The sequence below is a fragment of the Candidatus Erwinia haradaeae genome (genome assembly GCF_900698965.1).
GTDB classification, from domain to species: domain Bacteria; phylum Pseudomonadota; class Gammaproteobacteria; order Enterobacterales; family Enterobacteriaceae; genus Erwinia_E; species Erwinia_E haradaeae_A.
This window is the reverse complement of sequence record NZ_LR217725.1, coordinates 288,783-312,671: the sequence shown is the minus strand read 5'-3', so window position 1 is coordinate 312,671 and position 23,889 is coordinate 288,783. Positions and strand designations below refer to the sequence as shown.

Genomic DNA, 23,889 nt, shown 5'->3' with positions numbered 1-23,889 from the left:
GGTATGCGGCAAATTCTACTACCAATATAATATCTGGTTCATGGATCGTATTTGAACATGTATTGATATATTAGTTGTGATCTCTACATCATACAGTAGATACAATAGATACAATTCAAAGACTAATCCATTGATGGTGATCATATAACTCTAGAATTATGGCATGCCTTGCATCATACCTGACATAGAGCAAGCGAGATTAATCAGATACTTTTATGTATAAAAATATTAATGTTTATTGTTTATATTTATTATGAATCTAAGAGAGGATTCAAAGACTCCTATTTTAAATTACCATAATTGACAGTATTCTACTATGGTACTATTTTGTATCAAGTGGTGTCATCCTTCTAATTTAATACGGAGACATTTATGACTATTAGAATTAAATCTCATGAAGAGATACATAAAATGAGAGAAGTTGGTCGTTTGGCTGCTGAAGTTCTTGAAATGATCAAGGATCATGTTGCTCCTAACGTTAACACAGAAACACTAGATCATCTATGTAATGATCACATTACTAAAAAACAACATGCGGTATCCGCATGCCTAGGTTATAGGGGATACCCAAAATCTGTATGTATCTCAGTTAATGATGTGGTATGTCACGGAATTCCAAGTCAGAGTGAAATCTTAAAAAATGGTGATATTGTTAATATTGACGTCACAGTGTTGAAAGATCACTACCATAGTGATACCTCTGCTATGTTTATAGTAGGTCAGCCGACTCTTCAAGGTGAACACCTTTGTCGTATTACACAAGACAGCCTCTATCTCGCTATACAACTCATTAAACCTGGTATTCGCCTGAGGACTATCGGTGCGGAGATTCAAAAATTTATTGAAAAACAACATTATTCAGTAGTACGAGAGTACTGTGGACACGGTATTGGAAAAGGTTTTCATGAAGAACCTCAAGTTCTGCATTATGATGCTGATGATGGCGGTGTAGTATTAAAAGAAGGCATGGTATTTACTATTGAACCCATGATTAATGCTGGGAAATCTGGTGTCTATACTCTAAAGGACGGATGGACAGTTAAAACCAAAGACTCTAGCTTATCTGCTCAATATGAACATACCGTTCTTGTAACCCATAACGGATGTGAGGTTATGACGCTACGAAAAGATGAACTCATCCCTCAAATATTTACACATTAACAAGAGTAATCTATAATATAGGTAAAGATCAAACAGATAATTCTTGTAAAGAATAACCACAATCCAGTGACTATTGAGTGGCCATATTTCATATTACATCAAATCTTAAAAATCTAGATAAAAACTACAGATTATATAGTAACATACTATATATACGAGTAGCTAAATTTTTACAATTTTTAATAAAAAACTCTTATCATGATAGGTCTTTTGTCTTTCCTAGGTATCGGGCACTGAAATCATCAAAACATGACCATACCATGACCCTCTATGCATAAAATATAAGAAATAATACTCAGGAGATTCCTGATAATTCTGTCCAGGTTTAGTATTCTCAGACAGAAACTAATATTACTGGTAAAATTTAAAAAGCAATATGGAATATCCCGTCCTTGCTGGTATTATCCAATGCGGGATTAGAATGACACTGGCAAAATATACTTATCTATAGATATTGAATAGATGTTCTTATGATTAGAGAACAGCGGCAAATCTTGACGAAATCCGATTCTTTATACCAGACCAAAAAGTGTCACTGGTTTTTGTTAAAATGAGCTCTATCTCTAAAATAGATTTATTTAGCATAACTAGATTATTATCTTTTGATAGTCTAAAAACGTACTTTGCTAATTTTAGCTTTTGCAAAGTTAGTACAGTTCATGCCCTAAAAATTTCCTTGAAGAAAGTTAATCACTACTTCAATTTGCATAATACCATTAGTGCTATTTGTGACATTAAGACACTAAAAAATTTTAGACTGTTGAACATGAAGCATTTTGCTATTACAGGGGGGTCTAATTGTCATACACTTCAAAAGTCACATACACTTCAAAAGTGACGCAAGAATTGATTGCACCATTTATCTTCTCAGGTAAAGAGTAGCTACTCATGTTCTAATACATTCAAGAGACTGTACATGATTATTGATACAACACTTAAGTATACTGCTAACATCAGCATATATCAACATAGCATATTTTGGCATCATAGATCATCTTGATTACAAATCAAGACATAGAGGACATATTGGTCATTTGTTCAAAATGATCTCTTCTATAGATTTTATATAGATTGTTACAGTATTCCCATTCTAGGACTGCTCTTTTCTTAAAGGTGCTCTTACAAGATATTATACACAAGACTCTCACTTTACACAGTCCTGATGGATACTAGTTCTCGGAAGAACAATAAAATTATAATTTATAACCTGTACTTTAAGTTATACTAACAGGACAACGCTGTTTGTTAATCAAACCGATCAATGATATCTCTATCAAGCAGTCTGATCTTGTATTTCAAGAGGAATATAAATGCATTTAGAGAGGAATGTAAATGATCTGAGCCTAATTTTAATACATTTATTAGCGCTCTGTATAAAACAGATATATAAACTTTTTACTGCTTCTGCGTAGTAGATATTGATATACAGATATTTTTCTATTGCAGCATTCGTACATTACTATTATTCTTGCTCTGCCATTATTGTATAATGCATACTGATTTTACAATAAATACTGAGCGCATATTATATGGGGTGGTTGCACTGATATGTTACAGATCAGTGATTTAGATGATTGCTATACACATACAAAAATAATGTTATGTACAGGTTAGTATAATATGACGACAATCTAACATCCTGAGCACACTTCTGATCTTATGTGTCATATTTCACATAGCTTGATTATACTGAATCCATATCTATTAAAAGTATGCGACCCGATATACACCTACAAGTAATAAAATTAACTATGCAATGTAATGATGCAGAGACCGCAACTCTGCTACGTTCTTAAATAAAAACGATAACTTATCTACAACTAAAATGTGATATATCTGTGATATATCACAGTATTGCGATACAAGATAGCTATGAATTATAATGCTCTAATATAAAATCTCTTTATGCTATTTGATACCATTAACATGGCAGAATATTATCATTCACAGTTACATGCACACCTATATGTTGCTCTTATTACCAACTAAACATAACGTTTTTAAAGTGATATATAATATATGATACTCGTTCTATCGATATTATCAATAATAATAATAAATATCACTAAATCTTACTTAGATAGAGTAAAATTTATAAGATAATACCGTGTTAATCGCCTGATTAAAATTCATAAATTAGTTTTAGCTTATCTCATATGCGATATTTTTCGTTTTTAATAAAAAATAAATTTATTAAAATTTGCAATTACTTTACAGTTCATATTGTATTCTAATACTAGAGATTTTAGACGCCTCAGCCGTTTCTGTTGAGCAAGTGAGATAGCGAAAATCTATAAAGCATTTATCTTATATCAGTGAGCATTAAGAAACACTATATTAAAACACACTATTATATAGTTATTGTGATTGATATAAGAAACAAAAACATCACAACAGGGACTTCCCAAGAAGTGATGTGTGGACTATACTGGTTAAAATATATAATATGAAAATGAGCCTCGAACTATATATAGATTTCTGCTTTAATATTCGAAAAATCAATATCTAAAGCAAACCTAAAAGGTTTGTCAGCTACTGATAGGCAATGCTATATAACACACAATCTATACTATAAGGCAGCTATTGTATTTATAAATGCAATATATGCATTTGACATCTATTATACAGTAACGACCAGTAACGACCAGAAGATATATATTTTTATGTGTCTCTCATTAATCTTGATTCGATTCTCTCATATATAATGATATATTTAGCGATGTACTAGCATACAAGAGCGATCAGAAAATATAACGAGCATGCGTGTATATACTCTCGTTTGTTCTTTGATTTATACCTATGTGTATCAAAAGATACCTGCATAATAACAGATCTTTAGGAAAGTTTATGCATCGTTATCGAATGCCTGCAATTTTTTTAGATAGAGATGGCACCATAAATCTAGATTGTGGATATGTTTCCACAATCAAGACTTTTATATTTATTAACGGCGTTATTGATGCAATGTATAAACTAATAAAAATGGGTTTTTCTCTAATATTAGTTACAAATCAATCTGGTATCGCACGCGGTATATTTAGTGTAGATCAGTTTATGACCCTAACTAGATGGATGGAGAGAACTCTTGCAAAAAACAATGTCAGGTTGGATGGTATTTATTTTTGCCCACATAATCCTCCAAACTTAGTGCGTGTATCGTATCAGTTGTGTAACTGCCGCAAGCCCAAACCAGGTATGTTGCTTGCTGCCCAGAAAAAATTCAATATTAACATGTCAGCCTCCTATATGATTGGTGATACTATTGCAGATATGCAGGCAGCAAAATCAGCAGGTGTTGGAAAAAAAATACTAGTGCGTAGCGGTAAAAAGCTGCCAAAAGAATATAACCATAACGCTGATTGGGTACTAGATAGTCTAAAAGATTTACCTCAGTATATCCAATCCAAACATCTTAAATGACCATTTATTTTATACTATTTGATACTAAAATCCTGTAAAACCACTGTAAAGACACTGAAATACATGTCTATATAGCTCCTGCTATATAGACAAATGAATCCGTAAAACTATAAGTTAGTTACTTTAAGTAAATGATCCGTGATCATACCAAAATCTTTACGAACACTGGTGATTATTTTGACTAATTGAACATCGTATACCCTATGATAGCTCTAATTATAATCGATGCACAATCTATCCAAAATGCTCTAAAAATCAACTCGATACTTCCAGATACGCATCACACCCTGTAATGAATAATTACAATTAAAAGATCTTTCTGGCTAATAAATAGAAATTAATATAAATAGAAATTAATATTACTGCACGACTTAATGATTTTTGGCGTCAATAGGTAAATCATCTGATTTTTAATATCAATTACGTGTTATACGTCATAAAAATATATTACTAGCTCTTTCATACTGTTCATAAAATCAGCAATGATTAAAGGCATCTCTCGCTTTTCATAATTCTGTAAATTTAGATTAATCATCGGTTTTAATAAAAAGATTATATCACTTATTAGCTTATATCTAAATATTTAAATAGACTAATCATAGTTACTATCTATAGTCTATATATAGATATATAATACATCCATGTATTATATATCTATATATAGATATATAATACATCCATGTATTACCTACCCTTTTATTTACTTTGTATTCTTAAAAGCTCTTCTTTAGAAGAAATTAGTATCAAATTGAAGAACAGATGATAATATAGACGGTATTGTATTACATATAGAGATTGTTTGATCAAAAGGTCATATCAAAGCTTTTATTATTCAACTAAGATGATTAGAAATGAAAACCTTAGGATTAATTGGATGGCGAGGAATGGTAGGCTCTGTCCTAATGCAGAGAATGCATGAAGAAGGTGATTTTAATATAGTACATCCTATTTTTTTTTCCACTTCTCAATATGGTCAGGTTGCACCGATATTAGATGGAAAACCAACGGGGATTTTGCAAAATGCACTTGATATTAACGCATTACAGGCACTTGACATCATCATAACCTGTCAAGGTGTAGAGTATACTAAACGTATATACCATAAGCTTCGCAGTACAGGTTGGTCTGGTTATTGGATTGATGCAGCGTCGACCTTACGTATGACAGATGACGCAATAATCATTCTTGATCCGATAAATTATCAGGTCATTTATGATGGTCTAGATAGTGGGGTTAAAACTTTTGTAGGAAGTAATTGCACTGTCAGTCTCATGTTAATGTCACTAGGTGGGCTATTCGCTCATAATTTAGTAGAATGGGTCTCTGTGGCAACCTATCAAGCGGCTTCTGGTAGTGGTGCGCATCATATGCGTGAATTGTTGAATCAGATGGGCGTCATACATCATCATGTCAAGAAGGAATTACAAAACCCAACATCCAGCATTTTAGAAATTGAACGTAAAGTTACTAGGATAACAAAAAACGATATTTTGAAAGAAAACTGTACTGTACCATTAGCGGGTAACTTGATCCCCTGTATTGATCAATACTTACATAACGGTCAGACTCTTGAAGAATGGAAAGGGCAAGCTGAAACAAATAAGATTCTAAACACTACCCATACCATTCCAATAGATGGTATATGCGTAAGAATTGGGGCGTTGCGCTGCCACAGTCAAGCACTGACCTTAAAATTAAAACAAAATATTCCTTTGTTAGATATTGAACAATATATAACCGCGCATAACTCATGGGTTAAAATCATACCAAATGATCGAGAGATGACTCTACGACAACTAACACCAGTAATGGTGTCAGGTACATTAAATGTCCCTATCGGTCGATTGCGCAAGCTGAATATAGGGCCAAAATATGTTTCTGCTTTTACTGTAGGTGACCAATTATTATGGGGCGCAGCCGAACCGCTACGCCGCATGCTTCGTCTACTGCTAAGTTAATTAATTCATGATAATTTAAATTATCATCGATAATATTTTAATTTTATTTAGGTAATAAAATACCATAACATAACTGTTGCCATGCGTTTTGCATGAGTCATTTAAAAATTTTATATCTCGTTTGTACAATATAAGTTGCTTAGCAACCCGTAATAATATGAGACTGTCATACCTCTAGAGTGTTGCTATATTAGTGATATGAAATATCTGCGCTGCTCAGTCAGCATATACAGAAGTTGAGGCTATTTAACATCTATCACATTAGACACGTTAAGATGTTTTAAGCAATTATGTATCATTGTTTACACTCAGTGTTCCAAGTTATAGATTATGCACGAATCCACACAGAGAGCGCACCAATATCAAGAGGTTGCAGTAGCAATGTTGTATATCTGATAAATACTACCAGTATTTATGCGTCGTAGTGTTATTCTAATGCTGTATTACGGACAACAATATTTGACCATTGAGCATCATTTAATGCAGTGAGCTGTAAACTCAAAGGCAGATTTTGTATACAAAATAGTTTTAATCAAGATTATATCTTGAATGGTACCTTAGAATATATTTACTACAATTTTCACTATTAGTAACTTTAAGTATACATTTTTATGTTAAACATAGATTAAGATCACTGATATTAGTTTGTGATATCTAATAAAGTAGACTTTTTAATTTAAACTCGCACTAAATTTCTAAATTTACACTGTTTCTGTTTTGATTTGTAACTATTTATAGGATTAGCATGCTTGATCGAAATCTACTACGAAAAGAACCAAACTCTATTGCTAAAAAACTATTACGACGAGGTTATGTTTTAAATATAGAAAAATTATACGTATATGAGGAACGGCGTAAATCGCTACAAATTTCAACAGAAACCCTGCAAGCAAAGCGTAATTTGTATTCCAAATCTATCGGATACGCTAAGCAGAGAGGAGAGGAAATCACACAGTTATGCAACACGGTTAAACTACTGTCTGAGCGAATCGATACACTGAAAAAAGAATTAGATTTGGTATGTAGTGAAATAGATACTATTTTAGTATCTATTCCAAATATCCCTGATGAGGGTGTACCTATTGGACAAAATGAGAGTAATAATCAAGAGATTAACCGATGGGGTAAGCCTAGAGAATTTAATTTTACCATACGCGATCATGTTGAGCTAGGTGAGCGTACTTCAGGGTTGGATTTTCGGGCTGGGGTCAAAATTACAGGCTCGCGTTTTATCGTTATGAGAGGCCAAGTGGCACTAATGCATCGCGCGCTTAGCCAGTTTATGCTCAATCTCCATACAAAACAGCATGGATACCAGGAGGTACATGTACCATATATAGTGAATAATATCAGTTTGTACAGTACTGGTCAGTTACCAAAATTTACTCAAGAACTGTTCTATGTGGATTCCTTAGATTCTATATTTTCTAATAAACATTATGCTCTCATTCCTACCGCCGAAGTGTCACTAACTAACCTTGTACGGGATGAAATTCTTGAGGAAGTATCTCTTCCATTAAAACTAACATCACACACACCATGCTTTAGATCTGAAGCCGGTGCTTATGGTCGAGATGCGCGAGGCCTGATACGTATGCACCAATTTGACAAAGTTGAAATGGTACAGGTCACTCGTCCACAAGATTCTCAGGATGCGCTAGAAGAAATAGTGAAGCACGCTGCAACAGTTCTACAGCTTCTAGCTATACCATACCGCACTATGTTGCTATGTACTGGTGATATGAGCTTCAGTTCACAAAAAACTTATGATCTAGAAGTCTGGTTACCCGCTCAAAATACCTATCGAGAAATATCTTCCTGCTCAAATATGGGGGATTTTCAGGCTCGTCGCATGAAAGCACGCTGGCGCCCTAAAGGCAGCAAAAAAACTCATTTTGTTCATACAATAAATGGTTCCGGGTTAGCGGTGGGGCGAACCCTCGTAGCAGTTCTAGAAAATTATCAACAAGCCGATGGCCGTATTGTAGTGCCAGAAGTTTTAAAGCCATATATGCATGGTCTATCTATAATAGGATAAACTACAAAATTGCATGAATAACTCATAGTAATCATGGCATCTAATAAGGATTTTTGTAAGCAGCCTAATCTATTATAATATAAGCTAATCATTTTATTCATTTATGAAACCGGTATGCTCAATAGATTGATTTTTGTTTTAACAAAAATTATGATCGCTTCTATACACAATAGATTGTTATGATATTAATTATTCATTCTGTGGTCACGCAGAATTATGGACCTTCGTAAAGCTTGTTGAACTTTAAAAGTCAAAACCTATAAGTCAAAGCACTTATCGAAGTTGGTACAAGCTGTAGATAATTTTATATCGATATACTTTGCTTAATTGTTACAATTTAACTGTAAACATTACAGTATTTAGTTGTACATGATTAATCATTGGTGTTTTTTATTGCTATACACTAATATAGTCATATATCTACTAATCTCTAAACTTTAGTAAAATATCTACTACTTGCTAAACGCTAGAAATATTTTATAAAAGCATGGCTAAATGCATCCTTCGTGCATGCGAAAGTGATCAAATCCTTTAAGACATATCTTTACTGGTTTATGGTTTTTTAAAAACGTTAACCCATTTTCTTGTGGAAAAACTTTTCCAATACAGGTGTATGATACTCCGTGAGGTCCTAGTGCGATCTCTAAACTAGCACGATTCATTTCTGGTACAGTAAAGCATAGCTCATAATCTTCTCCACTGCTTAGTGCCCAACGCAAAGCCTGTTGTGCGGAAAAATTTTTCGTGATCACGGAAGATATTGGTAGTGCGTCAAGATTCAGTTGCGCACCACAGGAGCTAGCTTCTAAAATATGACCTAAATCTGAAATCAAGCCGTCTGATAGATCAATGGCAGAGCTAGCTAAATCACGTAACGATTTTCCCTGGGGTACTCTAGGGATGGGGCGTAAATGGCGCCGAATTAGAGCATCGCGAGAAACTTGGTCATGAATATTAATTTTATCCCGTAATAACTGCAAACCTGCGACACTATCACCTAAGGTACCCGTTACATAAATCCAGTCGCCTACACATGCACCGCTTCGTTTTAATGCCAGACCCCGAGGAACTGTTCCATGAATACCTAATGTCATGCTAAGCGGTCCACGCGTTATATCCCCACCGATAAGCTGCATCTGATAGTAATCTAGAAAATCAAATAAACTATCACTAAAAGCTTTTAACCAATTATTGTTAACTTTTGGCAATGTTAAAGCAAGAGTTAACCATGCAGGATCTGCACCTATTGCAGCTAAATCGCTCAGATTTACAGCTAAAGCTTTATAAGCCAGATCAGCTGGATGAATATCGCGTAAAAAATGCACACCTTCTACTAAAGTATCAGTGCTGATAGCTAACGTCTTCTTTTCCGACACATTTACTAACGCACAATCATCACCGATACCTTCTTCTACATCATGTCGAGAGCAGAGTTCACGACCAAAATAACGTGAGATCAGTTCAAATTCGCCACATGCCATAGTTATATTCCACAACTTCAATCACGATAATTATAGTAATCTATACAGATTATTTACGGTTAGGTCGAACCTTTAAAGCAAGTTTATCTAATACGCCATTGACAAATTTATGGCTATCTTCAGCGCCAAAAATTTTTGCTAACTCTATTCCCTCATTGATTGCCACTTTATAGGGCACATCTAGACGCTGGTTTAATTCAAATAAAGCGATACGCAGGATAGCCTTTTCTATCTGACCAAGGTCGTCAATCTGACGGGAAAGATATGGTTGCATTAATTGATCAAGATAGACAACACAAGTTACAATGCCGCTAACAATCTCTCGGAAGTAACTAATGTCAACATTATGAATATCTTGTTCTAATAGAAAATTATTTTCAATATCCATAATGTTGTTTTCAGAAATTTGCCAAGCATATAGCGCCTGTACCGCACATTCTCGCGCGCGACGACGAGCAAAAGGATTCATGAAAGGCCTCTATATGTATCGGGTTATTCTTGAATAGCTTTTAAAATATTAATCATTTCCAGAGCAGTCAGAGCAGCCTCAGCCCCTTTATTGCCTTTTTTTGCTCCAGCTCGGTCGATTGCTTGCTCAATATTGTTCGTTGTTAAAACACCAAAAGCTACTGGAATATTGCTATGCATAGAAATATTAGCTAAACCGGAGCTAGCTTCACCTGCTATAATGCTAAAATGAGCAGTACTACCTTGAATTACTGTGCCCAGAGCTATAATTGCATCATATTTTTTAGTTTTTGCTAATACTTTAACAACTAGTGGAAGTTCATAAGCACCTGGTACCCATATAACTGTAAGATGGTTATCTTGCACTTGACCAATACGTTTTAGTACATCAATCGCCCCACCTAGCAAATATTCATTAATAAATTTGTTAAAACGTGCCACAACCAAAGCAATACGCGAATCTGGAGCAATAATAGTAGCTTCAATCAGGTTCATAATCTTTCTTCCACAATTTATCTAATGTACTCACAGGAACAATTATAGCATACTTATAAACAACCGTTGTATTTACGTATATATAATATGAGATGGCTTTAAAGTCAGCCTAACATCTGGACCTACTAATTTAATATCACTAAAATCTAAAACAAGAACATCATCTAATGTTTTTATTTCTGGTATCTGACATAGTCCACGACCAGTATCGCCTATCAGTTTAGGTGCAAGATAGATAATTAATTCATCAACGACCTTAGCTTTCAATAAAGCACCAGAAAACTGTGAGCCCGCTTCTACTAAAACAGAATTAATTTCTTTTCGTCCAAGAAGGACTAACATAGAAACTAAATCAATATGACCATCATGACAGGGTATGTTGAATTGCTTAACATTATCCGGCCATTGAGTGTTATCACACATATGTCTCATTAGCCAAGTTTCGCCAGGTTGATTAATTAATTGGTGCTCTTGAGTAATACGATTTTGACTATCTATGATTATACGTATAGGTTGCCGCAAGACACCTTTCGGATATATCTCTTGGCTAGCAAGATCTAATTCATCGTAACGCACAGTTAAAGATGGATTATCTGCTAGGACAGTTGCGCTAGTGCTGAGAATAGCTGAACTTTGTGCACGTAGTCTTTGTACGTCTCTTCTTGCCTCTATAGAGGTAATCCACTGGCTTTCTCCGTTAGACGTAGCTATTCTTCCATCCACAGAAGAACCGAGCTTTAACTGTATCCAGGGAAAACCACTACGCATACGTTTCAAAAAACCGCGATTTAGCGCTTCTGATGCAGACATCATCAACCCGTGACTAACTTTAATACCTGCTTTTTTTAAACACTCTAGGCCACGACCAGCTACTTGAGGATTAGGATCTTTCATGGCTATGAAAGCATATCTAACCCCAGCATCAATAAGTGCATTGCAACACGGCGGTGTTCGCCCGTAATAACTGCATGGCTCTAATGTAATATATGCAGTAGATCCTCGTGATTTTTCACCTGCCATGCGTAATGCGCAAATTTCTGCATGGGGTTCGCCAGCTCTTAGGTGATAACCTTCCCCCACAATATCGCCGTCACGTACCAACACACATCCAACGTTAGGATTAGGAGAAGTAGTAAATCGACCACGATGGGCCAGTTCTAGCGCACGGGCCATATAAGATTGATTGCTCATTCCATGTATCCTAAGAGCTAACATTGCATTACTAAGTAGATATATCTTTATGAATATCAGAACTACCTTGATTATGGATAATAGATATCACTTACTTAGTTGATCGCACTTATAGATGGTGATGATTGTATTAACGTACGGCACACAATAAGAGTTGGCCTCAGTTAAGACTATAAAAACATTAAACGTTTCCTTAATACAGAAGACTTATGAATTCTTGGTATAGTTAATATATTTTAACATTCTTGACAATTAGTCAAGATGATGTGCTTCTAGTATTTAGCTCTAATTAGTTCAAGTCATATTAACTCACTATGTCATAAAAATTCTTTAACATAACTTACGCTTGATATAAAAAGATGGCTTCATGATAGAAAAATGGATCTAATGCTAGGAGTGATCTATTAGTATCTTTAACATACTGAATCAATAGATAAAAATACCGTGATTAAGCAATTAATACATATTAAACAGTTAATTAAATTCTATTAAATATTAACTCAGGATCATCACTTATTCATAATAATACTATTAAACAACAACTATCAAAAAACATCTAAGTATTGTATCTCAATACTAGAATAGTCTATAATTAAATATATACAATTAATACTTAATTATTTAATTTGTATACCAGAATGACAAACCTCGCTCAAGACATATGCATTACCTGTCACAGATAGATATCATTAAACAGGTGTGATTAATTGTTACTAATGATAGTCTAATGCCAACAACACTATAAAATTATACCTTGCGTATCTCTTTTAAATTAAAAATGATTGTAAAAGAGCCTGGTGGTGTCTTTGAGCTGATGACAGAAGCTCTATTTCTATAAAATATAATAAGCATAACAGTGTACTTAGATCAGCTAATATTTTAAGATTTTATACAGATTATATTTTTATGTAAGTCTAACAGACTAGAGTAATGATTCTATTGGAGATATATACAATCCTGATATAAATAGTAAATACTATTTATATCACTAATATGACTATGTTGTCTTCATAGATATATCTAGGGAATTGATAGTTACTTTTACAGTATCTTACTGTATTTTACTAATTTACTTTTATATATTGCATGTATAATTTTCATTATACTAAAATAAAATGTTAAGCATGATACAATCATATATATTTTTAGAACTAGACATAATGAAATACTAGCAAATACTAGCAAATACTAGCAAATACTAGCAAATACTAGCAAATACTAGAAGTATAGTATATATGTACACTATCTACATTATGATCTAATTAATAGATTTGAAAAGGGTCATCAAGAGATTACTCTTATGTAGTATAAAAAAGATAAAGCTATAGTATATAAAAAGACTTACATATTACACGAATTATGATGTGCTGTAGAAAAATCTACATCATCTTTATAACTCAACCACACTACAAAAAGGCGAAAAAGTACAATACTTTAGAAAAATCTCATTAACAAATTGCACATGTATTCAATACAGTAAAGCAAACTTTTTATTGTATTAATAAAATTAATAGGATGCTTTTCAGACACTACTATATGCATTTCTGATGTCGAAGCTCAAGGATACACACTGCACAGCTGCAATCTTCTGAGATCATTGTCACCCGAACACTGACTTTTATTATACTTTATGAATAGTGTGCAAAATAGAGTTCTAATGATATTTTTTATTGTATTTGGTAAAAGTCCTTGTACCATTTTACAAAACAACGTACGCCTTCTTGTATTTCAGTGTACGGTTGATATCCCATGATCTTAACCAAGTCACTATTATCAGAGCTCGTAGATATTATATCACCAGGTTGCATGGGTAACATGTTTTTATCTGCCACTATACCTAATGCGTCTTCTAATGCTTCGATATAATTCATTAATGTCACTGGATGACCATTGCCAATATTAAACACTTGATACGGTGCTGAACTACTAGCAGTCCTACCTCCTTCCACTGTCCAATCTGGATTTACTTTAGGAATAGCATTATGCAAAACCATAATCGATTGAACTATATCATCAATATAAGTAAAGTCGCGCTGCATTTGACCATAATTATATATATCAATACGTTTGCCAGATAAAATAGCTTGTGTAAATTTAAATAATGCCATATCTTGACGCCCCCACGGTCCATATACAGTAAAAAAACGCAAACCAGTAGTTGGGGTCCCATATAAATGGGAATACGCATGAGACATTAATTCATTAGCTTTTTTAGTAGCAGCATAGATAGAAATTGGATGAGTGGTATCATCATCTACACAGAATGGCATCTTACGATTTAAACCGTATATTGAACTAGAAGACGCATATAAGACATGCTCTACATCACTATAACGACAACATTCTAAAATATTTAAATGACCTACAAGATTCGCGTCAGTATAAGCCATTGGGTTCTGTAAAGAATACCGCACTCCCGTCTGGGCAGCTAAATGTATGACACGCTGAACGCTGTTAGATTGAAACACTTCTCTCATTTTTGCATGATCAGAGATATCTACCTTTTGAAAAGAAAAACCCATATAATCACTGTTAATAGTTAGACGGGCTGTTTTTAAATGTATATCCTGATTACAATTATTTAAATTATCTAACCCGATAACCTCATGACCAGCATTAAGAAGATTCTGTGTTACATGAAAACCAATGAACCCTGCTACGCCAGTAACTAAGAATTTCATATTATTCTCCTAAATATCAATTTAACATTGATACTCTAACAGTTGTGGTCTCATCACAACTGTTCTGGTTGTTCTATCACAGATAAATAAATAAAACATATGTCAAATCCTACCTCTGTGATTCTATAATGTGTAAAATTAATAACTATTTTTAAGAAATTGGTTCAAGATTTGAAAGAATAGAGCTGTACTAGAAAAATAGTTTTTATTATAATCATCTATCTATAGCGGAATGCTCAATCGTTATGCGTATATCTTGAGGTATTAAGTTAGAGAGAATGCTATAGATATGCTTAGTACGTTTATCCTGCGTACACTGAAAATCCTTAGACTCTTGTCTATAACCTTGATTACGTATCGTAAAGATTAAAGTACTTAACATTGTTTTATCATAGAGCTCTAAAACATGAGTACCATGTAAAACAGATAAACGCTGTGCTATCATGCAACTCTTATCTGAGATCATTCTTCTAGTGATTGTCGGATGCATAATTAAGATTGCAAAAATAATAGCATAACGCTGTAGCGCTTCTTGTGCACCTCTTGCTAACAGTTTTAATATATACAAACAATCTTCTTTTAGAGAAATGCAACTTCTTTCTTTTTTTAAGAGTCCTTGACGCTCCATCTCAGACACTAATGAATCTACTATTCCAGGCAATTCATCCTGAGACCAATTTAAGAAGAACTCACTTTTAAGAATAGGATAAACCATGCTAACTTGATAATGTAACTCAGTGCAATCTACTTGATGGTTCTTCAGTATAATAGAAGCGATTAATGCTGGTATTATGAATATGTGATAAATGTTATTACGATAATAAAGTAAATATTTTACCTTATTTTGGGGTAAAATGATAATATCATCAAATAAACCCTCCTTTAGCTCAAACTGATTCATACTCAGTGCATGCTCTAAAAGTTTTTGAGCAGTCGCTGTAGGCACTGTCGCATCAGAGGAATATGGTACATTTCTCACAAGTTGTAAATAACAATCGAGTTGTTGAATAAGTTGTTGACGCGGTAAAGAATATTGATCTGAACCTATTAGAGCCATCACACAAAGGTTGATGGCATTAATTGCTGCAGCATTATTAATTCGTATCATGATATGTTGTGCAATATCATGTACAGCTGAAGTTAACCATCCTGGATGCTGAGCTGTGATGGGATCAATAGAGTTCCGCCATTCCGGTATGCACTGATCTAAATACTGCACTAAAGAGAGCGGCTCTCCAAAGTTAACATAGCTTTGACCAAAATTACGTAATTTTCTTAATCCACGTAATATAGAAATTAACCCTTCTTTTTCTTTCATGGCTCCAGCTAGTTCATTCAAATAAGATTTAATTTCTATCACATGTTCGTAACCAATATAAATCGGTATAATAGTAATTAAACGCTGCTTTTCACGTAGCATTGCTTGTAAAGTCATTAAAAGAATACCTGTTTTTGGAGGCCTTAGGTATCCGGTACGCGAACGTCCGCCTTCGATGAAATATTCCACTGGATAGCCGTAAGAAAATAGCTCGCTTATATATTCGCGAAAAACGGTTGAATATAGTTTATTACCATTAAAGGTTCTGCGCATAAAAAAGGCACCCAAATAACGGAATATTTTTCCAATAGGCCAAAAATTTAAATTAATACCGGCCGCAATATAAGGCAAGGTTAGTCCTTGAGAATACAAGATATATGAAATTAGTAAATAATCCATATGACTTCTGTGACAAGGCAAATATACAATTCCATGCCCTTTATAAGCGACGTCAAATATACGCTGGCCTCCTCTGACGTTGATATCCTGATAAAGCTTACCTACGGTCCACTTCATAATGCGATAGGTCAAATAGATCACCGTGTGAGAGAAATCAGCAGAGATCTCTTGTATAAATATAGTAGCATTTTTTTGGGCCCTCTGATAAGAAATGCGTTTATTGTTCGCCTCTTCTTGTATTGCTTTTCTAATAACTTTAGACTGCAACAGTGTCGTTAATACGTTACTACGTCTTAACATTGGCGCATCAGTCGTTACAAGACGCTGGCGTATAAAATATATACGCGCTGCACGAATCAACTTCATGGAAAATTTTTCGTTAGGCTCATACTGAGTCAGTATGTCGCGCATTGAGATAATCGATGAAAAATATATAAAACTGTCACGACCCAAAAGACATACTGTTAATAATTTTTTAATTTTACTGAACAACTGATAATATGTTGCTTTATGTTTATTATTGCGATTTTTACTAGGGACTCGTCCAACAATTATTGACACGAGCACAATGTGAATATTCAGCTTAAAATCATGCTTATGTAGTTTTAACATCCAGTTAAGCAATTCCACCAACTGTAGATTATGGATAATGGAAGAACGTAAATCTACGCTATCCTGAAGAAATACGTAATGAGGAAGTACTTTACCAGAAATCTCTATAGGTAATAATGGATCAGCTAGACCTATTTTTTGACAATGATTTTGTAATATACTTAGGTTAGTTTTTGATTTATCAGGCAAGATGTATACGATAGTATTTTCTCTATTAAAATCTACGATAGATGATACATTCGCCGAAACAATCCGACTTTTCACAAACATTTTCATAAGTATTTTAAATAAAAAATTATCTATTATACTACCAATTAACATAGATCTAACCGAAAACCCCTTAAGCAAGTAAGTACAATACCATATGATTAATATCGTTATATTATAATATTTATTATTAAAATATAATAATATAAACACTACTAGATACAATTTAAGATAACTGAATGATATTGCATATTATTGAAGTTGATGTATAACACTGTAGTTAACATACTTATATGTACATGTAAGATCTTCACACGATAGATGATCTCTCTAAGAGTCCAGTAAATGACTGATACTAACTGTTGAATAAAAAAAAGTAATAAAAACCTATAACACCTTGTAATCGATCATTATATTATAAGTATAATTGCGATTTAGGAGTACTAATGGTTATCTGGTTAATTTTATACTAACAGTATTTTAGTACTAACAGTATACTGTCACTTGAGGGTAATACATGAAAATCATCGCATAAGACTAACTAAAATACAATGTCAAGCGCTACCACTGATATAGTTTCATGGTAGTAAATAATGACATTCTTCAAAAGATAGTAAAATAGATATTTATCTAGTATTATGTTCGAAATTTTTATATCAAAATGATAGCTATGCAATCTACTTTCATGGCTTGCTTTAAAATGTCAAATAATAGTTAATCTATCATAAGATAGTATGTCTTTGTGTTTCTACAGAATAAAACATAAAGAACTCCACCAACACGAGTATGTTATATTTTGAGGGATTATGGCGTTCTTGTGGCTTTTATAAAACCTGGCTTATATCAGCCAATTTATTATATCACATACAGAAAATCATTCATTGTGTATAACCAATACAATTCATCTATGAAAATTTTTCTGTGTCTGTTTCAAATATCCTGAAAGGCATGCAAAGTCCTTTTCAGAGTCCTAGGGACTATTTTCTTTTCAATAGCCTCTTCATATTCTTGCAAAACATTTAAACTACGATGATTAATACACGTTAATCAGTTAGTGATTGCACAATATATCTAAATTATTTAGGTAATAATCTTAAGGCCATGGTGCTTAAAATAAAAGAAGTAACCATGTAAATTAATTATGTGTTCGAGCAAAATTACTGCCTTATTCTACAAGAAGCTTTATTTCTTTTATTTTATAAAATATTATCTTTTACTTTTATTACATATTCCACATACTAGCCATTTCATACCACATACTAGCCATTTCATAATAGTAAAATTATATGGATAGCTTGGGTCTCTAACGATATAGATTAATTTCAAATTAAGAGAGATTAGCAGGCATTAATGTACTATAATTACATTCAATAAAATTCAGCACTTTTGAGATTCTATGTATCTGTGCATAACATCCTACAAAAATAAGATATTGTATCTTTTTGTAGGTTGAAAACATAATATAAAGTTGTATACTTTTACTGCATTACCTTGACTAAATTAACAGATATCTCTTCTTATTTATAATAAAAAGGGACATTTACTGAGTATGATTTAAATCACAAAATAGTTCACTAACTATGCGTACCATAAAGAACTATATAATCAAAAGGGATTTTAAAAACCAAAATCACATTTTTATGTAGTTTTTGTGATATCAATCAACTCAAAATTACGTAAAAAGCATTTATTTATCATAAAAATTAGATTCAGTAATCTACTGATAGACCCATGCATAGATTATGCAATGCTAACCACTAGATACTTATGAACAGTTCACTTAATAAACAAAGAACACTTTCAGATAAATTAGATCATTTATTTTGATAAATATTAAAGTGGTTTTTGAAAAGTGGTTTTTGATATGCAGATAAATACCTAATTTCATGAAATAAAGGCATGAATAGAGTCATGATAATATCTTAGTTTAAATCAACATCACTAATGATTCTTATCATTCTTATTATAAGAATAATATTCAATATTTATTTAAATAGGTTTATTCGCAGAGGCTCGGGTAGCATTTATGTAAATCTTTAGATAGAAATCTAAATTTGTATTCCACTGGTAATGCTATTGGATATGCCGTGATCTATATAAAGATTCATTTTTAATGATTCTTACCAATATTAAGATAAAATAAATTCTTAGGTAGAAACATAAGCCTCTTTTAATACTGATTAAGTAAAACTTATGACTGCTAAATTGTACACAACACTATAGAATAGATTTTTCAGAAAATTATATTGATAGGGATCCACGCTTCTATGAACGGGTAATTCGATCACAATAGTTTTATAAAATCGTTATCTCTAAAAGTTGTTTACCGATTTTATGATAAAATCTCATAAAAATCTCCCGATGGAGTCACACGAAACCGATTTTGACAAAACAATAACAGCGGATCATCCAGTACACTGTCACTATAGCCACTCTCAAGTTGTAATGGCTGACCAATGCGTTCAGTTAATTGTGCTACTTTTTCACGCCCAACACATCGCATAGATAGTACTCTTCCTCCATAAGATCTAACCATCTGACTAGCGATGAGTTGGACGTGTGGAAAAAAATCAACATTGTGATATATTCGCTCTACTAATGCTTGCGGTGATCCAGTAATTAACCAAATATCAGTATCTATACATCTAAGATGCTCAATAACTCGTTGGTGTATTTTTACATGGGGGGTTTGTCGCTGCAAAAACCAATTTGTAAATTCCTCTTCTCTTTGTATTAGTAGAGATTCGCTATGGCCGACCGTCATGGACCATAAGAGCAAGCTAATTGGCCAACACGACGCACGACCATTTATTGCAAGCCCTAACCCAATTAGCGGTAAAACCACTAAGAGCAGTAGAATATTGAAATAGTGATGCCATAATAACCAATATATAAAAGAACGAAATATATCCTCTTGATGTAATGTACCATCAAGATCAAAAAATATTATGCGTCGTCTATGGCAGGTTATCATAAACTTTATCCTAGAACTCTACAAAAACCTATTGAGGTTTTATAACATGAACTCTTAGGCAAGCAAGAATTTTTCTGTAATACAATATGCTCTGCAGCGCCTCCTTAACATCTCCGCATAGCATAAATCCAACAGATAAATTTCACAGTCATCATTTCTGCAATCACAAAATTAGTTATGCACTGCAAATTCGTATACTCATAACCATCACGATATTGTATGACTGTCCTTCTATCGCTGCATGAGTATAAATTGTACTGTACCGCCTTATAAGTAAACAGTCAATCTTAGATATACTACTATGAATAACAAAGCAATACAAGAATTAATGGATTTATTCTGATTTAGTCTTAATTACAAATTATAAGATACATTTATTATTTAGGTATCAACACCTCTAATCTTTAAATGAGATGGGATCAGAGGCACTATATGGGCATCTAATGCATAATAAGTATTATTAGAATTATTAATATACAAGATATATATTTTGCGCTCTCCTTATATCAAGGAGAATATTGCTTTATATTGCAATTGCATTGTAATAATTATTTTAATGTTTACTAACATTAGATACATCCTGAGTGTTTTTGGTAGATCTGTTATATTTTTGTGCAGTTTCTGTAATTAATTGTTGTAATTCGCCTTTCTGAAACATCTCAAGAATAATATCACAGCCGCCACACAACTCACCATCAATCCATAATTGCGGGAAGGTTGGCCAATTAGCATACTTTGGCATTTCAGCGCGAATCTCTGGGTTTTTTAATATATCTATATAAGCAAAACGCTCACCGCAGGCCGTAATAGCCTGTACGGCCTGAGCTGAAAAACCACAACTAGGTGACTCAGGAGAACCTTTCATATATAGTATAATAGGGTTCTCTATAATTTGACGTTGAATTTTTTTTAATGTACTCATGGTTCCTCTTTTCTGTAGGTTACACTACACGCTATAATTTTAGTAGTAGTTATACTATCTAATACTCTATGTCTATATTCAGTAATATTTAACGATGTTATGCATAGACGCACCTATAAAGAATTATCTAATCAAATCCTGATCGTAATTGCAATATCTCATTTACCTTAGATAATTACAATTTATATTTATTTTACAATCTTTTAACTATCAACTGTTTTAATATATGTAGTATTTTCCTTCAGATACCTTTCAGATACAATAAAAAAGAAGTAATATTATTTAGATAGTACCAGATAAACATCTTCTATCTTAACTACAAAATATAACACTTAACTACAAAATATGACACACTGAGACAGCAAGAGAACTAGCATTGCTATGCTCATAGCATACGCGCTCTTGCTCTGGAGATATTAATCTCATCATCATTAAGGTATGGCAGATTTGGAGAAAATGCAATGCCTACTGGTCACTTAAAAGTACACAAAGCAGTAATTCCAGTCGCTGGCTGGGGAACCCGCATGCTACCTGCTACAAAAGCTCTTCCAAAAGAGATGTTGCCATTGGTAGATACACCATTAATTCAGCATGTTGTTAATGAATGTATTGCTTCTGGAATTAATAATATTATACTAGTAACGAATTCTTCTAAAAGATCAATCGAAAATCACTTTGATACTAGTTTTGAGCTAGAGACTATGCTGGAAAAGCGCTCTAAACAGAAATTATTGGACGAAATTCAGTCCATATGTCCACCATCTGTTCATATGATGCACGTTCGTCAAGGAACAGCCAAGGGGCTGGGTCATGCACTAATGTGTGCAAGGCCACTCGTTGGTGATCATCCGGTCGCTATAATGTTACCTGATGTCATTTTAGATGAATACACATCAGACCTATCACGTGATAATTTAGCAGAGATGCTTAGAAGATTTCACACAACTAGATGTAGCCAAGTGATGGTAAAACCAGTAATGAATGTCACGACTTATGGTGTTGTAGATTGCTTAGGAGAAGCATTAACTCCGGGGGATAGCAAAGTAATAGCTGGTATAATAGAAAAACCTAATATCAATCAAGCACCATCAAATCTTGCAGTAGTAGGTCGTTATGTGCTATCAGAAAAGATTTGGCCCTTGCTAGCTTACATATATCCAAAAACTAATGACGAAATACAACTAACTGACGCTCTATCGTTACTGATAGAGCAAGAAACAGTACACGCTTATCGCCTAAAAGGTAAGAGTTATGATTGTGGGAACAAGTTAGGTTACATGAAGGCTTTTGTGACATATGCCATGCATCATAAAACGCTAGGCAATGATTTTAAGATTTGGATAAAAAAACTTTTAGTCACATAAACAATGTATATACTTAAATATCTATTCATTTAATTTTAAATAACAAACGTGATTTTTTGAGTATATGATTATTGTATTTCTTATAAATTTTTCTTAGTTTCTTAAGAAGAACGTATTGGTATCGGTTGATATGTTTTAATATCGAGTTATCTCAATTTTTTCTAAAAAATTTTATCTATATAGTGAGTATTCTAATTTTTTGTAAGACCAACTAAATTGTATAAAGAGTTTACAGAAAATCGGTTGAGCTCCCTCCAGTTCCCAGGTGATAAGTTTCTAGGTAAAGATATATCACCATAGCGTATACGAATTAGGCGGCTAACCTGTGCGCCTAATGCCTCCCAAAAACGACGTATCTCACGATTACGCCCTTCTACTAAAATCATCTTATACCAACGGTTAATGCCTTCTCCGGCAACAAACTCTAAGGCTTTACATTTTACCAATCTACCACTAAGTGTCATACTAAAACGCAAAAGCTGAAGTTTTTCATCATTAATCACCCCGAAAACCCGAACCATATACTCACGCTCTACTGCGTAACTAGGATGCATTAAACGATGAGCTAACTCTCCGTCAGTAGTAAATAGCAGTAAACCTCCAGTGTTGATATCTAAACGTCCAACTGAGACCCATCTCCTGCCTTTTAATTTTGGCAAACGAGAAAAAACAGTGTGACGCCCTGTGCGGTCATCACGAGTGCATAACTCCCCGTCTAGCTTATAATAAACTATTACTCGGCACTCTGTAATAGATGTAGAAATATTCAATACTATATCATTATCTATATGTATTTCTGGTAAAGGGTGTAAGTGTACTCTATCCCCTAGTGTCGCCAACTTACCATTAATTCTAACACGTCCATTAGTAATCATGCTTTCAATGACGCGTCGAGAACCATATCCAGCTCCTGCTAAAATTTTTTGCAACTTTTCAGTCATCTAACCCTCTATGAACTGAACTTAGCTTTCAGTAAAAATACATATGACAAAATAAGCCATACGGTATCTCATTGTATGCTTGCATATTATCTTAATCTTATAATTTTATCTCAAATTATACTAAAAATTGTAATAAGATTACTAATAATTTTCTTATGTGAATGTGATTTATCTATGTAATCTTTGCATAGAGCTTTTAAGGTAAAATCTTTATGCACTAAAGTTATTTTAATAAACCAGATCTCTTGTATTTAGCATA

14 protein-coding genes are annotated in these 23,889 nt (G+C 33.4%); 5 read left to right on the top strand and 9 right to left on the bottom strand.

Annotation, left to right across the window (positions count from 1 at the left end):
- Positions 1–372: 372 nt before the first annotated feature.
- The 4 genes from map to serS all read left to right on the top strand — a co-directional run bounded on the left by map (position 373) and on the right by serS (position 8,577).
- On the top strand, positions 373–1,161 hold the full coding sequence (gene map / locus CIPSTX3056_RS00940; RefSeq protein WP_072666097.1) for a type I methionyl aminopeptidase: 789 nt from the start codon (positions 373–375) through the stop codon (positions 1,159–1,161).
- Between the two features lie 2,847 nt (positions 1,162–4,008).
- Entirely contained in the window at positions 4,009–4,581 is a 573-nt protein-coding gene (gene gmhB / locus CIPSTX3056_RS00935) for a D-glycero-beta-D-manno-heptose 1,7-bisphosphate 7-phosphatase (RefSeq protein WP_072666096.1), read from the top strand.
- An 851-nt stretch (positions 4,582–5,432) separates the two neighbouring features.
- On the top strand, positions 5,433–6,539 hold the full coding sequence (gene asd, locus CIPSTX3056_RS00930) for an aspartate-semialdehyde dehydrogenase (protein WP_072666095.1): 1,107 nt from the start codon (positions 5,433–5,435) through the stop codon (positions 6,537–6,539).
- Positions 6,540–7,284: 745 nt separating this feature from the next.
- The gene (gene serS, locus CIPSTX3056_RS00925) at positions 7,285–8,577 is read left to right on the top strand and encodes a serine--tRNA ligase (RefSeq protein WP_072666094.1); all 1,293 of its coding nucleotides are present in this window, start codon (positions 7,285–7,287) and stop codon (positions 8,575–8,577) included.
- 491 nt (positions 8,578–9,068) lie between these two features.
- On the opposite strand, the gene thiL is transcribed toward serS, so the two are convergent.
- The 8 genes from thiL to CIPSTX3056_RS00885 form a co-directional block, all read right to left on the bottom strand.
- A complete protein-coding gene (thiL, locus tag CIPSTX3056_RS00920; RefSeq protein ID WP_072666093.1) occupies positions 9,069–10,058 on the bottom strand; it encodes a thiamine-phosphate kinase in 990 nt (329 codons plus the stop codon).
- Positions 10,059–10,107: 49 nt separating this feature from the next.
- Positions 10,108–10,527, bottom strand: a complete 420-nt coding sequence (gene nusB, locus CIPSTX3056_RS00915; RefSeq protein ID WP_072666092.1) for a transcription antitermination factor NusB — start codon at positions 10,525–10,527, stop codon at positions 10,108–10,110.
- 23 nt (positions 10,528–10,550) lie between these two features.
- On the bottom strand, positions 10,551–11,021 hold the full coding sequence (gene ribH / locus CIPSTX3056_RS00910; RefSeq protein WP_072666091.1) for a 6,7-dimethyl-8-ribityllumazine synthase: 471 nt from the start codon (positions 11,019–11,021) through the stop codon (positions 10,551–10,553).
- 72 nt (positions 11,022–11,093) lie between these two features.
- A complete protein-coding gene (gene ribD / locus CIPSTX3056_RS00905) occupies positions 11,094–12,212 on the bottom strand; it encodes a bifunctional diaminohydroxyphosphoribosylaminopyrimidine deaminase/5-amino-6-(5-phosphoribosylamino)uracil reductase RibD (protein ID WP_072666090.1) in 1,119 nt (372 codons plus the stop codon).
- A 1,667-nt stretch (positions 12,213–13,879) separates the two neighbouring features.
- Entirely contained in the window at positions 13,880–14,893 is a 1,014-nt protein-coding gene (locus tag CIPSTX3056_RS00900) for an NAD-dependent epimerase/dehydratase family protein (RefSeq protein WP_072666089.1), read from the bottom strand.
- A gap of 214 nt (positions 14,894–15,107) precedes the next feature.
- The gene (gene plsB, locus CIPSTX3056_RS00895; protein ID WP_072666088.1) at positions 15,108–17,543 is read right to left on the bottom strand and encodes a glycerol-3-phosphate 1-O-acyltransferase PlsB; all 2,436 of its coding nucleotides are present in this window, start codon (positions 17,541–17,543) and stop codon (positions 15,108–15,110) included.
- Positions 17,544–19,761: 2,218 nt separating this feature from the next.
- The gene (gene yfhb / locus CIPSTX3056_RS00890; protein WP_072666087.1) at positions 19,762–20,403 is read right to left on the bottom strand and encodes a phosphatidylglycerophosphatase C; all 642 of its coding nucleotides are present in this window, start codon (positions 20,401–20,403) and stop codon (positions 19,762–19,764) included.
- A 553-nt stretch (positions 20,404–20,956) separates the two neighbouring features.
- Positions 20,957–21,325: a Grx4 family monothiol glutaredoxin gene (locus CIPSTX3056_RS00885; protein WP_072666086.1), complete on the bottom strand. Its 369-nt coding sequence runs from the start codon at positions 21,323–21,325 to the stop codon at positions 20,957–20,959.
- 461 nt (positions 21,326–21,786) lie between these two features.
- On the opposite strand from CIPSTX3056_RS00885, the gene galU reads away from it, so the two are divergent.
- Positions 21,787–22,689: a UTP--glucose-1-phosphate uridylyltransferase GalU gene (gene galU, locus CIPSTX3056_RS00880; RefSeq protein ID WP_072666085.1), complete on the top strand. Its 903-nt coding sequence runs from the start codon at positions 21,787–21,789 to the stop codon at positions 22,687–22,689.
- Between the two features lie 191 nt (positions 22,690–22,880).
- Here galU and rluB read toward each other — a convergent pair whose 3' ends face one another.
- On the bottom strand, positions 22,881–23,630 hold the full coding sequence (gene rluB, locus CIPSTX3056_RS00875; RefSeq protein WP_072666084.1) for a 23S rRNA pseudouridine(2605) synthase RluB: 750 nt from the start codon (positions 23,628–23,630) through the stop codon (positions 22,881–22,883).
- Positions 23,631–23,889 lie beyond the last annotated feature (259 nt).

What these genes read in the sequence shown, in the direction of transcription:
- plsB (WP_072666088.1), bottom strand. Translation starts at nt 17,543, where the DNA reads ATGTTAATTGGTAGTATAATAGATAATTTTTTATTTAAAATACTTATG.
- galU (WP_072666085.1), top strand. Translation starts at nt 21,787, where the DNA reads ATGCCTACTGGTCACTTAAAAGTACACAAAGCAGTAATTCCAGTCGCT.
- rluB (WP_072666084.1), bottom strand. Translation starts at nt 23,630, where the DNA reads ATGACTGAAAAGTTGCAAAAAATTTTAGCAGGAGCTGGATATGGTTCT.
- ribH (WP_072666091.1), bottom strand. Translation starts at nt 11,021, where the DNA reads ATGAACCTGATTGAAGCTACTATTATTGCTCCAGATTCGCGTATTGCT.
- map (WP_072666097.1), top strand. Translation starts at nt 373, where the DNA reads ATGACTATTAGAATTAAATCTCATGAAGAGATACATAAAATGAGAGAA.
- asd (WP_072666095.1), top strand. Translation starts at nt 5,433, where the DNA reads ATGAAAACCTTAGGATTAATTGGATGGCGAGGAATGGTAGGCTCTGTC.
- CIPSTX3056_RS00885 (WP_072666086.1), bottom strand. Translation starts at nt 21,325, where the DNA reads ATGAGTACATTAAAAAAAATTCAACGTCAAATTATAGAGAACCCTATT.
- nusB (WP_072666092.1), bottom strand. Translation starts at nt 10,527, where the DNA reads ATGAATCCTTTTGCTCGTCGTCGCGCGCGAGAATGTGCGGTACAGGCG.
- gmhB (WP_072666096.1), top strand. Translation starts at nt 4,009, where the DNA reads ATGCATCGTTATCGAATGCCTGCAATTTTTTTAGATAGAGATGGCACC.
- serS (WP_072666094.1), top strand. Translation starts at nt 7,285, where the DNA reads ATGCTTGATCGAAATCTACTACGAAAAGAACCAAACTCTATTGCTAAA.
- ribD (WP_072666090.1), bottom strand. Translation starts at nt 12,212, where the DNA reads ATGAGCAATCAATCTTATATGGCCCGTGCGCTAGAACTGGCCCATCGT.
- CIPSTX3056_RS00900 (WP_072666089.1), bottom strand. Translation starts at nt 14,893, where the DNA reads ATGAAATTCTTAGTTACTGGCGTAGCAGGGTTCATTGGTTTTCATGTA.
- thiL (WP_072666093.1), bottom strand. Translation starts at nt 10,058, where the DNA reads ATGGCATGTGGCGAATTTGAACTGATCTCACGTTATTTTGGTCGTGAA.
- yfhb (WP_072666087.1), bottom strand. Translation starts at nt 20,403, where the DNA reads ATGATAACCTGCCATAGACGACGCATAATATTTTTTGATCTTGATGGT.